At 50.3% G+C, this 13778-nt stretch carries 13 protein-coding genes; 2 read left to right on the top strand and 11 right to left on the bottom strand.

Features of this window, described 5'->3' with window-relative positions; genetic code table 11:
- Nucleotides 1-73: 73 nt before the first annotated feature.
- From CEK71_RS13695 to CEK71_RS13710, 4 genes are all read right to left on the bottom strand, one after another.
- Complete coding sequence (locus CEK71_RS13695; protein ID WP_088619913.1) at nucleotides 74-418, bottom strand: hypothetical protein; 345 nt, start codon at nucleotides 416-418, stop codon at nucleotides 74-76.
- Between the two features lie 94 nt (nucleotides 419-512).
- Nucleotides 513-1085: a hypothetical protein gene (locus CEK71_RS13700; RefSeq protein WP_088619914.1), complete on the bottom strand. Its 573-nt coding sequence runs from the start codon at nucleotides 1083-1085 to the stop codon at nucleotides 513-515.
- Nucleotides 1086-1253: 168 nt separating this feature from the next.
- Nucleotides 1254-2342 carry a quinolinate synthase NadA gene (gene nadA / locus CEK71_RS13705; RefSeq protein ID WP_088619915.1) on the bottom strand — a complete coding sequence of 363 codons (1089 nt, stop codon included), beginning with the start codon at nucleotides 2340-2342 and terminating at the stop codon, nucleotides 1254-1256.
- Nucleotides 2343-2431: 89 nt separating this feature from the next.
- Nucleotides 2432-3772 (bottom strand): sigma-54 interaction domain-containing protein, encoded by a 1341-nt coding sequence (locus CEK71_RS13710; RefSeq protein WP_088619916.1) that lies wholly within the window; start codon nucleotides 3770-3772, stop codon nucleotides 2432-2434.
- 287 nt (nucleotides 3773-4059) lie between these two features.
- Between CEK71_RS13710 and CEK71_RS13715 the strand changes: the two genes are divergently transcribed.
- On the top strand, nucleotides 4060-4566 hold the full coding sequence (locus tag CEK71_RS13715; protein WP_088619917.1) for a disulfide bond formation protein B: 507 nt from the start codon (nucleotides 4060-4062) through the stop codon (nucleotides 4564-4566).
- A gap of 89 nt (nucleotides 4567-4655) precedes the next feature.
- Here CEK71_RS13715 and CEK71_RS13720 read toward each other — a convergent pair whose 3' ends face one another.
- The 7 genes from CEK71_RS13720 to CEK71_RS13750 form a co-directional block, all read right to left on the bottom strand.
- A complete protein-coding gene (locus tag CEK71_RS13720; protein WP_198328239.1) occupies nucleotides 4656-5726 on the bottom strand; it encodes an aminoglycoside phosphotransferase family protein in 1071 nt (356 codons plus the stop codon).
- Nucleotides 5727-5793: 67 nt separating this feature from the next.
- Nucleotides 5794-6666, bottom strand: a complete 873-nt coding sequence (locus CEK71_RS13725; RefSeq protein WP_088619918.1) for a DUF3226 domain-containing protein — start codon at nucleotides 6664-6666, stop codon at nucleotides 5794-5796.
- Entirely contained in the window at nucleotides 6666-8030 is a 1365-nt protein-coding gene (locus tag CEK71_RS13730) for an AAA family ATPase (RefSeq protein WP_088619919.1), read from the bottom strand. Before CEK71_RS13730 ends, CEK71_RS13725 begins: the two co-directional genes overlap by 1 nt.
- A 15-nt stretch (nucleotides 8031-8045) precedes the next feature.
- Nucleotides 8046-10361: a type I DNA topoisomerase gene (gene topA, locus CEK71_RS13735; protein WP_088619920.1), complete on the bottom strand. Its 2316-nt coding sequence runs from the start codon at nucleotides 10359-10361 to the stop codon at nucleotides 8046-8048.
- A gap of 82 nt (nucleotides 10362-10443) precedes the next feature.
- Nucleotides 10444-10911, bottom strand: coding sequence for a DUF494 family protein (locus tag CEK71_RS13740; RefSeq protein WP_088619921.1), 468 nt, complete (start codon nucleotides 10909-10911; stop codon nucleotides 10444-10446).
- A gap of 19 nt (nucleotides 10912-10930) precedes the next feature.
- Nucleotides 10931-11983 carry a DNA-processing protein DprA gene (gene dprA / locus CEK71_RS13745; protein ID WP_088619922.1) on the bottom strand — a complete coding sequence of 351 codons (1053 nt, stop codon included), beginning with the start codon at nucleotides 11981-11983 and terminating at the stop codon, nucleotides 10931-10933.
- A 53-nt stretch (nucleotides 11984-12036) separates the two neighbouring features.
- Nucleotides 12037-13173, bottom strand: a complete 1137-nt coding sequence (locus tag CEK71_RS13750; protein WP_088619923.1) for a LysM peptidoglycan-binding domain-containing protein — start codon at nucleotides 13171-13173, stop codon at nucleotides 12037-12039.
- A gap of 98 nt (nucleotides 13174-13271) precedes the next feature.
- Here CEK71_RS13750 and def point away from each other — a divergent pair, with 98 nt between their 5' ends.
- Complete coding sequence (def, locus tag CEK71_RS13755) at nucleotides 13272-13778, top strand: peptide deformylase (protein WP_088619924.1); 507 nt, start codon at nucleotides 13272-13274, stop codon at nucleotides 13776-13778.

Below are 13778 nucleotides of genomic sequence, written 5' to 3' on the forward strand. Positions count from 1 at the left end.
TGCCGATATTATTTTTTATGCGCCACAAAAAACACGACATTCTAGAATTTTCAGCTTAGCCAAAAGCCCCCCCCTAAGGTTGGCCACCACTCCAATGGAAATTCTGCCCATCCTTATCAGCCGCCCCAGGAACGACATGCCCGCCTTTTTTCACAGGCACTTCGGGCAACACCACCTGATAACCGTTACGCGACATACAGTCTGCATACAAGTAAGAGTTATTACCCAGCGGAATATCCACCTTAATCACCCCACCTGGCTTCGCACCGCCAGGCACCTGCGTAGACACTTTCTGTTGGTTAGACTCGTCATAACACTGCCTAGCCTGCTCTTTATAAGCCGCCGACTGAGGGTCATCCGTTGTGCTGCAAGCCAACAAACACGGGATAATCCCTATCAAAAAAACGCCTTGTTTCATAATACCGTCCTGATTGAAGAAAAAAAGCCGATATGAACAAGCTATACCTACGCGGAAAGTGCCAACCGAGTAGCCACAACCCCTCAAACCGCCGTTAACGCGGCAAATACTTATATTTATCAATCAACGACTTGACCTGACGCTGATCAATCCCTGCCCGTTTCGTAAACACCCCTAAGGTATCCACTTCGGCTTGGGTTTCCAGAAAGCTTAAAACGACATGGTAATGTGGGCGGTTCCAAAAATCATGGATGAGGATTTTGCAGTGTTCCGGCGTGTTTAAAATGGTGTTCAGCGTACAGGCGACCCGGAAACGCCCATCTATCAACACCAGATCATGCTCGCTTTTTTGCCGGAAAATGCGGAAGGAATAATCCGGCCAGACATGTTTTTTGCAAAAACTCGCCGGATAGCCCCAATAAAAAGTCTTGCCTATGTCAATGATATGGAACAACAAGCGTCCGGCGCTGAGGGCTTCGGAAATCACCGGATTGGGCTTAAGGTTTTCGTCAACAAACTCAGCAGACGACTCCACCGAGTCTATTTGCCGGATAGACGGCACACTGGCCGCATACAAGGTGCTGGCTCCTGCGCCAAATTCCAAAAAGTTGCTGGCCGAATCAATATGGCTGTGCAGGACGTTAAGTTCGGCGACGGTCATGGTCATGGCTTACCCCCCTGACGGGCTAACACGGCGGAGGCTTGTGCTGTTGACGGAATTCTGTCGTTTCTTTTTATAAAAATCATAATTTCCAACCCGTTATAATAGTTTAATTATCCCTATCCCAAGTTTTTCCAGTACCGCTATGCCGCCAAACCCTGCTTGGCGAAAAGACTAACTCGCCACCAACATCGCATCCAAGGCCTTTTTGGCAAACTGGGCAACATCGGCAGGGACGGCAATCTGATTAATGACCTCACCCGCCGCCAAATTCTCCAACACCCATGCCAAATGTTGCGGGTCGGTGCGGAACATGGTCGAACACATGCACAAGGTCGGCGACATAAAATGGACGTTTTTGCCCTCGCCTTTGCATTCTTCATGCAGGCGGTTGACCAAGTTCAATTCTGTCGCCACCAGCCAGCGCGTATCCGGTGCGGCGGCGCGGACAGTCTTTAAAATATATTCGGTAGAACCGACATAATCGGCTTTTTGGCACACCTCAAAACACGCTTCGGGGTGGGCAATGACCTGGGTTTCGGGATAACGCGCCAGAAAATTGTCGATTTGCTCCGGCTTAAAGGCCTGATGTACCGAGCAATGGCCATTCCACAAAATGATTTTGGCGTTGAGGATTTGCGCCTCAGTCAGACCACCCATCGGTTTGTTAAAATCCCAAGTGACCATTTCCTCCAACGGAATGCCCATCCGGTAGCCCGTGTTGCGCCCTAAATGCTGGTCAGGGAAAAACAGCACTTTCGGTTTTTGGGCAAAACTCCATTCGAGGATTTTTTGCGCATTCGACGAGGTACAAACAATCCCGTCATGCTGGCCGCAAAAAGCCTTTAAATCCGCCGCAGAATTGATATAGGTAATCGGCGTAATTTGGCTATCCACATCCAGCACTTGCGCCAATTCCGCCCAGCACTTTTGCACTTTCAGCAAATTAGCCATATCCGCCATTGAGCAGCCCGCCGCCAAATCCGGCAAAATGGCAATTTGTTCGGGGCGCGATAAAATATCCGCCACTTCCGCCATAAAATGCACCCCGCAGAACACGATATATTCCGCCGCCGAGTTTGCCGCATCCCTAGACAGCTTTAACGAATCGCCGGAGAAATCGGCATGTTTAAACACCTCATCGCGTTGATAATGATGGCCGAGTATCACACAGCGCGACCCTAACTGCGCTTTAGCGGCGGCAATCCGCACATCGCATTCGTCATCATCGAGTAAGGCGTAATCTTGAATGGGTAAAGACATTGTAAATGATTCTCAAAAAAATAATTCTATGTAACGCCATTTTAAAAGTTTCTGGCGCGGATGACCAATCTGATTGCCTAACTCCCCTCTCATAAGCCATAGCGCTTGCGCTTACGCCATAAGGTCGCACGGCTCATACCCAGCAAATCCCCAGCATGGCCTAGCGAGCCGTTACTTTGTTGCAAGGCTTGGCGAATAGCGACGGCCTCCTCTTCGGCAGACAAACGCAACTTATTCGTCAGCGGGGCAATGGCTGGGGATTCGGTGCTGGTGGGTTCGCGAAATTCCGGCGGCAATTCGGCCACTTTCAAGATAGAACCGCGTCCGACCGCAAACGCATATTCAATGACATTATGCAGTTCACGGACATTGCCCGGCCAAGCGTAATCCAATAACAAGCGCATCGCCAAAGGATCTATTTTGTCAATTTTGCGCAGATTTTCCCCATTGTGCACTTGGATAAAATGCCAAAGCAACAAACTGATGTCCTCGCGGCGTTCGCGTAAGGGCGGCAAAAAAATCGGCACGACCCGCAAGCGGTACATCAAATCTTCGCGGAACTCGCCTTTTTTGACCTGCTCGCGCAATGAGCGGTGCGAAGCGGCGACCAGACGCACATCCACGCTCACCGAACGGTCACCGCCGACCGGAATAAAATTGCGCTCCTGTATCACCCGCAACAGCTTAGCCTGTAAATCCAGCGGCAACTCGGCAACCTCATCCAAAAACAAAGTGCCGCCATGCGCCCGCTGGAACATGCCATGATGATCCTTAACCGCCCCCGTAAACGCCCCGCGCACATGACCAAACAATTCGCTTTCCAACAAACTGCTCGATAAGGCGGCGCAATTGATCGCCAAAAATGGCGCGTTACGCCGCGCACTGAGCTGATGGATAGCCCGCGCCACCAATTCCTTGCCCGCGCCGCTTTCGCCCCTGACCAGCACGGTCGCCGTAGTTTCGGCGGCGTTCTCGATAATCTGGAACACTGCCTGCATGGCCGGGGAGCGGCTGATGATACCGTAAAAATTTTGCTTGGTGGTTTTTTGGATGCTCGGCACGGCCTCCTTCGCCAACGCTTGCCCACACGCGTTTAACAAGCCTAAGCCGCCGCTGACTGCCCCATACTGGTCATATACCATCTGCACGGATTTTTTCAGGCAAACCGTCTGCCCGTCTTTATTGATTAAACTAAGCACCTGCCCGTCTTCCTCGGTGGTGATGGCATATTCCGGCGCACACCGCTTAGCCACCACATCGCAAGCGGGCAAGCCCGTCAATTGCGCCATCGCCTCACTCCAATACAGGATATGCTGTCCCTTATCGACACAATACACGGGACTGCCCGCCACTAAGGCCAATAAGGAAGCCAGAAGTTCATTATGGTCAAAATGGGCTAATAAAGGTGAAAACGCGGGAATTTGTTTCATAAAAAAGGTTCAGAGTGTGGCAAATAAGCAAAGCGGCCGGAAGTTACCCGCCTATTGTACTGGCAAAGCCCGCCGCTGCGGCCAAGCCGACAGGTTTTCTTCCTTAAGCCAGCCGATGTTACACTATTTGCTTTTTTATACAATCTTGCCCTAACTAGGCATAAAAGAGGGTTAACAGCAAGCAAGGGTTTACCCAGTGGAGACTCCCTTCCCTACCGCAACGGTAGCCGCTTCTGCCACAACGCAGTATTTTAATTTATTCAATCTAAAAATCAGGTGAATGTCACATGTTGGAGTCATTAAAGTTTAACCCCCGGATCTGGTTTCTGCTGGGTTTTTTGGGCTGCGTGTTTTTGCTGAGTATGGGTGCGTATTTTCAATTGGTTGATGGCTTAGAACCCTGCCCTTTGTGCATTTCCCAACGTATTGCCATTGCGGCGACCGGGCTGTGTTTTTTGGTCGCCGCCCTGCATAACCCCAGCCGCAAAGGCGTAAAAATCTATAGCTTGATCGGCGCGACACTGGCCTTGTGCGGCGCGGCGGTATCTGCCCGCCATGTTTGGATACAGCATTTACCGCCCGACAAAGTCCCCGAATGTGAACCGCCCTTGGAATATGTGTTCAATAATTTCCCGCTGACGAAAACGCTGAAACTGATGCTGAACGGCACAGGCGACTGCGCCGAAGTCAACTGGCAACTGTTAGGCCTGAGTATGCCCGCCTGGACATTAGTGGCGTTCTTGCTACTGGCGACCTTAAGCGTGCTGCAAATTTGGAATAACAAAGCGGAGTGATAGGCAAGCATTGGGAGCGCGGGCATCTTGCCCGCAAGAGCGGGCAAGATGCCCGCGCTCCAAGCCTCCCTTCCCAAGCGATAAGCCGCCTATATCGGCAACGCCGCAAACGCATCCAAATCCTCAACCGCCGTCGCCGTGCGGCGGATCAATTCCAGATTACTGGCGGTCGGCATCATATCGCCCACCGCCAAGGTCACCACCATCGCCTCAAACGCATACACCAAATGCGCCCGATAGCGCCCGTTAAGCTGTCCGATATCGACATCGGTGATGCCGTGGCTGTGCAATTGCCGGGCATAACGGGCCAACAGCCCGGTTTCGCATAAGCGGCGCTGCTCAGGTTCTAAAGCCGTCGCCAAAAAATACGCGACATCGCTGACCCCTTCGCCGATACGCACCAACTGCCAATCTAACAGCCCCGCCTGATGCTGCTGCCAAAACAAATTGCCCGGATGGCAATCATGATGCACCAGCGTTTGCGGTAAGGCCGACAAAAAACGCATGGCGCGGCGGCGGTTGCGGGCGTAATGCAACGCCGCCTGATGCAGCCCGACCGGCACCGCCGCACCAGAACGCCGTAAGCCCTGTTGCATCAGCGGCACCGCCAGCACCGTCCCTAAATGGTCTTCCACCTGCCGCACCCTACCCGCCAACCAACGGTAACGCGGCACCGTGCCGTGCTGATGCCAAAAACGCGCATGAAACCGCGCCAGACCATCAACCACCAAGCCCGCCTGCGCCGCCGACAACACATCATGCGGATCGCCCGGCAACGCCCCGTGTTCCTCAATATCGGCCAGCACCAAGATAGAACCCAAGCCCCAACGGCTTTGCGCCGCCAAACACACAGGCAAAGCAATCGGCACCGCTTTGGCAAGTTCTTGGTAAAAACGGATTTCGGTTTCGAGCAACTGCGGCAACGCGGTGATAAACCGCGCCCGCCATGCTAAAGACGGCAATTTGACAAACCAACGGCGCGGCAACGCCGTCTCAGCTTGATAGGTGACAGCCAAACGTATCCGCGTGGTCGTACCCACCTCGACAGAGACGCGGTCAACCTGGGTCACTAGGGTATGGGGTTCGTGCAACTTAACAACACGCTGCGCCCAAGCCACCGTCAGGTCTTCGGGTTGGCTAACAACAATGTTTTGTGGCATTTTAAAAGAAAAATCCGATGTGGCTTGATAGACTCAGGAATACGGCTTAGGCTTCAGGGTACTACGCTTATGTAAGAGCCATGAATTTTTTCATAAAATCGGCAAATAAAGCAACAGCGGCATTATTTGCAAAGGTAGAATCGGTAATCAATTTAGCTTGATCAAGAATGGCACTCATCGGGCTACCCGGTTTTTTACGCTGTCCGGCACAGGTGATAATGGCTTTTTTGCGTTTGCCCATTTCAGCGATAGGGTCTTTTTTACCCCTCCCATCTACATCCCATTGAAACGCACTATCAACAAACGCGCCAGCATCTGCCATTAACTGCTGGCAGTCAACTTCAAACATAGGCAACAACACATCTTCAAGCGTTCCTTGATGCGCACTTGCCCCCCAAATATAGGCGGCTTTATCACCCGCAACGGCACCAAACGGATTGTTTGGCAAAACGTCCCATTCACCAAAAGTCCATGACGGTTCGTCATCAATAACCGCAAAATCCTGCTTTATTTTTTTGAACCATGCTGCCGCCCCCACATCATCGGCATCATACAAAAATAAATAGCTTGCTTGCCTGACCACAGCCGTGGCTTGCCCCGGAAAAACTTGGCACTGTTTAAACAAGGTCAAAAATTTACCCAGCAACTCTTTCACCTTAGCAACTTGCGTGCTGCCGCCGCTATTAAAAAGCAGTATCATGTCCTGGTCTTTTTGCCAGACACTATCCGGCAAAAAGAATTTACGGGCCATATCCAAACTCAAATCTTGTGCCGCATAGTTTTTCACACTGGTGCTAAACAATTGGTTAAACGGCGCCGGATGCTCGCTAAATTTCCATTGTGTCCGGGTAAACCCCAAGCAGACTTTAAGAACCTGCTGCACAAAGGCAATATCATGCGCCCCTTCACAAAACACCAGCAGGGCGTTCACTTCGCCCATTATTTAGCTCTCCGCAAATCCACATCGCCTGCCTCCAAGAGCTTTTTAAATTCCGGGCCAGTAAACTCCCTAGCGACAATATCAGCGCCTTGGCACACTAGGGTATGAAAAGCAAAGTCCTGAATATCAGGCACATTTTCCACAAACGCATCCACACATTCTTTGCTATGGCTGGTCAGAAAAACCTGGACGTTAAATTCTATCGACAAAGTATGGATAAATTGGCAAAACTTGCCAATCAGCTCAACATGAATGGCATTTTCAAACTCATCAATTAAGACAATACCATTTTGGGCAGAAGCAAACAGCAAAGAAATAAAGAAAATACGTTGCAAACCCTCGCCATATTCCATCAAATCCAAAGCATTGTCATAAGCGCTATCCGTCACCAAAAAACGTTGCCATTCATCGACCAAACGAATATCACTGATACCCGGCACAACATCACGCCGGATAAATTCAAAAATCTTCGGCAAAGCTTTGGATTGGGTGCTTTTATGGTAAAAAGCCGCATACCGGGACGGTTCGTTAAGGAAAAAAGGGCTGCTAAATACTGCCGGACACAATAATTTGATTGATGTGGCCTTAGATTCCCTATCACGCCCCTTAAAGAGGCGCGTTGATGATGCCTGATGAATATCTGCAAAAATAGCGGTTAATTCCACGCTTTGTAAATAACGGGACCGGTCGATTTCCAGACTGTCTTCTTCGTAATGGCGCATCACGACAGACGTATCCTGATTATCAAAACGGGCTTTTAGCGCAAAGGATTCGGGCAATTGCTGCAAAAACCATTCAGGATTCAACTTATCTTCCGAGACTTTTCCGCGCCGACGGATAACTTCCAATAAACCGCCAAAATCATTTTGCTTAGACAGTAAGTAAACCGCTTCCAACAAAGTGGTTTTTCCTGAATTGTTAATCCCTGTAAAGAGATTGATACGCGCTATTTTGGTGATTTTAAGGTTATGGAATTTTTTATAATGGCACAATTCCAATTCCGTAAAATGCCGATCAATTCGGCCATGAAAAACCGTTTTTTGCTCAACCCCAGAAAAACCAGCCACTGTAGACTTATCGATAATACCTTGTAAACGGTTTAAGGCATTTTCCAATTCGGGCAAGTTTTGAGGCTGAATAGCCATTTGCGCCAATACATCGACATTTTTGGTTATTATCTGAATAAGGGCTTCTTGTACATCGCTAAAACCCAAATCACTAATCGGAAGAGCCTTACCATCTATGTCTAACTGGTGCAGTTGATCAAGACCACTGGCTAGATTGCTGATAACAATACGTTGGTGCAACCGCTCGAACTGACCAGCTACCCGGTGTAAAAGCGTACCTATTGAGAAACTGGGCATAATTTATACCCCCCCTCACTTAGGCCCCTCAGCATCCGCCGGATCCCCCTCATAAGGCGTGGCATATTTACAATCCTTTTGCGGACAAACCTTTTCCGCGCCATTGCGCTTAGTCACTTTCACCGTCAAAATCGGCCATTCGCAAGTCGGGCAGCTTTCCTTAAGCGGCGCGTTCCACAACGCGTAGCTGCATTTAGGATAACCCGAACAAGAATAAAACACTTTACCGTTACGCGATTTGCGTTTCAGCAAACTGCCTGTTTTACATTGTGGGCATTCGACATGGGTATCTAAAGGCTTTTCCAGCGGCTCGATGTGGCGGCATTTCGGATACCCGCTACAGCCGATAAACTTGCCATATTTTCCGGCTTTCAGCACCAAAGGCGAGGCGCATTCAGGGCAAACCCGACCTTCGACCACCTCAGCGGCCTTCTCGGTGCTATCCCCGTCATCACCCAAATTGCGGGTGTACGAACATTCGGGATACTGGGTGCAACCGATAAACCGTCCGTTGCGGCCTAGGCGTATTGACAGCGGGCTAGCGCAGTCGGGGCATTTTTCGTCAATGGCTTCTTGGGTAATGTCTTTGCGCTGGACGCTGCCCTCTTTTTCGGTGATTAAGGACGTAAACGGCTGCCAAAATGCCCGCATCAGCGGAATCCAGTCTTTTTCCCCGCGTGACACCGCATCCAACTCATCTTCCAGATTGGCGGTAAAGTCGTAATCGACGTATTTGGTGAAATGCTCGGTCAAAAAACGGTTGACGATACGCCCGACATCGGTCGGATAAAAGCGCTTAGTGTCTAAGGTGACATATTCGCGGTTTTGCAGCGTCGAGATAATCGTCGAATAGGTAGAAGGCCGGCCTATGCCGTACTCTTCCAAGGATTTAACAAGGCTGGCCTCGCCGTAGCGCGGCGGCGGCTCGGTAAAGTGCTGGTCAGCAATCACATCGTTAAGCGGCACGGGGCGGCCTTCCTGCATAGTCGGCAGAAAGCTTTCCTTGTCGTCGCCTTCGTTGCTGTCGTCCTTGCCTTCCAGATAAACGGTCATAAACCCAGGGATGGCGATAGACGAACCCGTCGCCCGAAAAACATGCTGGCCCGCCGCACAGCTCAAATCCACGGCAATGCGATTCAGCGTGGCATGGATCATCTGGCAAGCAATGGTGCGCTTCCAAATCAGCTCATACAGCTTAAACTGCTCGGCATTCAGATAATTTTTTATCGACGCGGGCAAACGGCGGCTAGAGGTAGGGCGGATCGCCTCGTGGGCTTCTTGGGCGTTTTTCGATTTGGTCTTAAATAGCCGGGGTTCCGGCGGCACATTGTCCGCGCCATAGTTTTCGGCAATCAAAGCGCGGATGTCTTGCACGGCATCTTCGGACAAATTGACCGAATCGGTACGCATGTAAGTAATCAGCCCCTCGGTGTCGCCGCCGATGTCGATACCCTCATAAAGCTGCTGGGCGACCATCATGGTGCGCTTGGTGGTAAAGCCCAGTTTCCGCGCCGCTTCCTGTTGCAATGTCGAAGTGATGAACGGCGGGGCTGGGTGGCGTTTTTGTTGCTTTTTTTCCAGTTTGGTAACTAACAACTGCCCGTCAGCGGCCTCTATCAGCACTTGCCTTACCTGCTCGGCGCGGTCTTGGTCGGTGATGCTGAATTGGCTGATTTTCTCGCCGCCAAACTGGATCAATTTGGCCTTAAAGTGCTGCTCGTCGGCAGTCAGCGCGGCGTTCAGCGTCCAATACTCGCGGCTTTTGAAAGCCTCAATCTCCAGTTCACGCTCGACAATCAGCCGTAACGCCGGGCTTTGCACACGGCCTGCCGATAGCCCCCGGCGGATTTTTTTCCACAATAACGGTGACAAATTAAAGCCGACCAGATAATCCAAAGCGCGGCGGGCTTGCTGGGCATTAATCAGATTAGTCGCCAGTTTACCCGGATGGGCAATGGCTTCGGTCACGGCCTTTTTGGTGATCTCATGGAACACCACCCGATGCACGGGTTTGTCTTTAAGCAATTTTTTATCGTTGAGCAGTTCATATAAATGCCAAGAAATGGCCTCACCTTCCCTATCCGGGTCAGTCGCCAGATACAGAGTGTCGGCGGCTTTTAAGGCCTTGCTGATCGCCAAAACATGCTTCTGGTTACGCTCAATGACTTCGTATTTCATGGCAAAGTCATGTTCTGGGTCAACAGCGCCCTCTTTAGGCACCAGATCGCGGACATGACCATAAGAAGCCAAGACGTGAAAATCCTTGCCCAAGTATTTTTCAATGGTCTTTGCTTTAGCGGGCGATTCTACGATGACAAGATGCTTGCTCATTTAATTAAAATCTACAGTAAAAGGGGTCGTATCCTCTAGGCCAAGAGGTTGGGATAAGGCAGGCGGATTTGACTAAGCGCGTTTAGTGCAGATAAGTCGGCACTAAGTCATAGACAATATCTTCCATTCGGGAAAAAGCAATTTCTTCGTTCGGTTGGCTAAGCAATACCATCAGCACAATCCACTTGAGCTTTTCCATTGAAATTTCCTCATTTTCCAAGGCCATCGCCCTATCAATGACAATCTCGCGGTTAGCCGGGGTCAAAATGCCGTTATGTTCTAAGAACATAATCAGATTGCGGCACTCAATATCCAGCTTGGCTTGCTCTTCGGCGCAGAAAATGCGGAACGCCACCGACGCGCTCGGCTTAATCGCCCGTTGCAGACTGAGCGACTCCAGCCAATCAAACGCCTTGCTCACCTCACAGGATTCAAAGCCCGCTTCCTCAAGTTCGACTTTGATGACATCGCTATCAGGAAGAATTTCTACTTCATCTTCCATATAGTTCTCAAATAAATACATCAGGACATCAAAAATATTTTCTTTCATGGTTCGCTTAAGGTTTGGATTATTTTATTCTTGTATAGAAACCGCCAGCGGTCGCTTCTACATATCCTTGCAGTTCTAAAATGAGTAGCATTGAGGAGATAATTTCAACCGATAAACCTGCATTTTCGACTAGATTATCAATGGAAGTTGGGCTGAACATGACTAGATTCAATAATGTTTGTTGCTCCAGGTCAAGCATTGTTTGTGGTTGGACTTGTGAATAATTCACATCTTGTTGAATATATTGATGTAATTCTTCAAGAATATCTTGCGTTGTTTCGACAAGCTTTGCACCTTGACGGATCAGGGCATTGCAGCCCCGCGCCAAAGGATTATGGATGGATCCGGGGATGGCGAAAACCTCACGGTTTTGTTCCAAGGCCATTCTGGCCGTAATTAACGAGCCGCTTTGTTTGGCCGCCTCCACCACCAGCAAACCTTGGCACAAACCGCTGATGATACGGTTACGGCGCGGAAAATGGTTGGCCATTGCCGTCGTGCCGGGCGGAAACTCCGACACCATCGCCCCGGTGTTGACAATCTGGGTTGCCAAATCCTTATGCTTAGCGGGATAAACCCTATCCAAACCCGTACCCGCCACCGCAATGGTATAGCCTTGGGCGTGCAAAGCCCCTTCGTGGCTAGCGGCATCAATCCCCAAAGCCAAGCCGCTGGTGACGACAAAACCGGCTTGGCACAGGGCTTTGGCGAATTCAAAAGCGGTGGCTTTGCCCAATTGCGACGGGTTGCGGCTACCCACTATCGCTAATTGCGGCAACGCCAACAGTTCCGGCTTACCGCGCACGAACAGCAACGGCGGCGGGTCGGCAATTTCTTGCAATTGCGCCGGATAGCCGGCATCCGCCAAGGTCAAGACGCTGTTATTAGGTTGGGCCAGCCAAGCCAAATCTTGCTCGACCACCGCCCAATCCGGCTTTCTGATCGCATCAACCACACTGTTTTTTAAGCCCAGCGCCGACAACGCTTGGTAAGACTCGGCAAATACCTGCTCTGGCGTGTGGGTCGCCAATAACTTAAGGTACGTCCGGCAACCCACCCCCGGCACACGCAACAGCGCCAGCCAGTAGCGGATACCGTCATCATCAGTGGGTGCGCTTAGCAGGCTCAGGGGGTCTTCGCTTTGTCTAAGACATGGATGGCCTGGGTGGCTTTCATCACCAAGGCATAGCTGACGCGGTCAAAAGCCCGGAACACCATCAGCACCCCGGCTTTTTCATCAGGCAACTTCACCGTATCGTTTTTAATCGGGCTAAGGGCATCGACTATCACCTTACCCCTTTGGTAAATCTCCAACTCATGCCCCACTTGCAAACCGTCTTTCTCGCCCTTGTCAATGACCACCGTATTATACAGGCCGATTTGTGTCACCCCACCTTGGACACTAATGATATTGGTGCTAATCTTTTTTGAGGGTGGCCTAGGGAAATAATTTAAGGCGATATCCGCTTCGGGATTCGGCATCAAGCGGTCGCCATAGCGAATCTCTGTGTTCATCCGTTTAATCATCAACGTAGCGGGATCACCTGCCTGTAACAAATCGGTATCGGCGACATATTGCGCCTCATAGCCCAAAATCTCACCTGTTTCGGGGTTTTTATAAACCTCGCCAGGGCGGTAAATGGTATAACCCATTTGCGTACCTTTCGGAATCGAACGGACATAGACTTTATCACCCACCCCCGCGACCAGATGCTCGCCTGCCACATCAATCACATAAGGGGAACCAGCCAGTTCATCCATACCGACTACCCGTGGTGTCGTCAGGTATTGCATAATCTTACTGTTCGGGATGAGCTTAATGGCCTGCGCCAGATTAGTGGCGCGAATGCACGGCATCAGCTTACCGTCAGCAGTGACCGGAAATTGGGTACGCCCTTGTTTAGGGTCATCTTCGTTCAGGACACAGGTCGACTGGATATTCAACTCGCCGCCAGACTGGCCGGGATCAATATAATCGGGGCCTCTGACTAGATTGACCTGCGGCGCGCCATTGACCATGGCAAAATAAATGGTATCTCCAGGATAGATAAGGTCAGGATTGCGGATTTGGCTATTGTAACGCCATAATTCGGGCCATTGCGACGGATGCTGTAAGAATTTGCCGGATATATCCCATAAGGTATCGCCATGCACGACGGTATATTGGTCAGGATGGGCGGGATTGATTTGTAACTGATCGGCGCACACATTCATGCTGATAATCGCCGTAAGAAACAATCCTGAAAATTTACGATAAGCCATAGTGGTTCCTGCGGGAGTCTTTTTTAGTGTGTTTGAATTCAAAGTTTAGATGAATTCGGATAGAATTCCAGTATTCAATTATTATAGTGGAGAGTTTGTTGAGTATTCTAACTATTCTCGAGTTTCCCGACGAGCGTTTACGCAAAAAAGCGGCGCTTGTCGGGAAAATCGACCAAAACATCAAAAAACTTGTCGATGACATGTTAGAGACCATGTATGCAGCGAAAGGGATCGGCTTGGCCGCCACCCAAGTCAATGTGCATCAACGGGTCATCGTCATAGACCTGAGTGAAGAAAAAAATGCCCCCCTCTGCCTGATTAACCCGCAGATTATCGAAAAAAACGGGGTTGAGGAATCGGAAGAAGGCTGTTTGTCCGTGCCGAGCTTTTACGAAAAAGTCCAACGCGCCGAGCATATTATCGTCAGAGCCTTAGACCGCGAAGGCCGCGAGTTTACGCTGGAAGCCCGCGAACTGCTGGCGGTGTGCATACAGCACGAAATGGACCATCTCGAAGGCAAGCTTTTCGTCGACTACCTATCGCCGTTAAAACGCCAACGAATTAAAAAGAAACTGGAAAAGCTTCATAAACTGGAAAAAACTTAA

This window comes from Methylovulum psychrotolerans (genome assembly GCF_002209385.1).
Lineage (GTDB): Bacteria > Pseudomonadota > Gammaproteobacteria > Methylococcales > Methylomonadaceae > Methylovulum > Methylovulum psychrotolerans.

What these genes read in the sequence shown, in the direction of transcription:
- CEK71_RS13715 (WP_088619917.1), top strand. Translation starts at nt 4,060, where the DNA reads ATGTTGGAGTCATTAAAGTTTAACCCCCGGATCTGGTTTCTGCTGGGT.
- CEK71_RS13720 (WP_198328239.1), bottom strand. Translation starts at nt 5,726, where the DNA reads ATGCCACAAAACATTGTTGTTAGCCAACCCGAAGACCTGACGGTGGCT.
- topA (WP_088619920.1), bottom strand. Translation starts at nt 10,361, where the DNA reads ATGAGCAAGCATCTTGTCATCGTAGAATCGCCCGCTAAAGCAAAGACC.
- nadA (WP_088619915.1), bottom strand. Translation starts at nt 2,342, where the DNA reads ATGTCTTTACCCATTCAAGATTACGCCTTACTCGATGATGACGAATGC.
- CEK71_RS13710 (WP_088619916.1), bottom strand. Translation starts at nt 3,772, where the DNA reads ATGAAACAAATTCCCGCGTTTTCACCTTTATTAGCCCATTTTGACCAT.
- CEK71_RS13730 (WP_088619919.1), bottom strand. Translation starts at nt 8,030, where the DNA reads ATGCCCAGTTTCTCAATAGGTACGCTTTTACACCGGGTAGCTGGTCAG.
- CEK71_RS13740 (WP_088619921.1), bottom strand. Translation starts at nt 10,911, where the DNA reads ATGAAAGAAAATATTTTTGATGTCCTGATGTATTTATTTGAGAACTAT.
- CEK71_RS13700 (WP_088619914.1), bottom strand. Translation starts at nt 1,085, where the DNA reads ATGACCATGACCGTCGCCGAACTTAACGTCCTGCACAGCCATATTGAT.
- CEK71_RS13695 (WP_088619913.1), bottom strand. Translation starts at nt 418, where the DNA reads ATGAAACAAGGCGTTTTTTTGATAGGGATTATCCCGTGTTTGTTGGCT.
- CEK71_RS13725 (WP_088619918.1), bottom strand. Translation starts at nt 6,666, where the DNA reads ATGGGCGAAGTGAACGCCCTGCTGGTGTTTTGTGAAGGGGCGCATGAT.
- CEK71_RS13750 (WP_088619923.1), bottom strand. Translation starts at nt 13,173, where the DNA reads ATGGCTTATCGTAAATTTTCAGGATTGTTTCTTACGGCGATTATCAGC.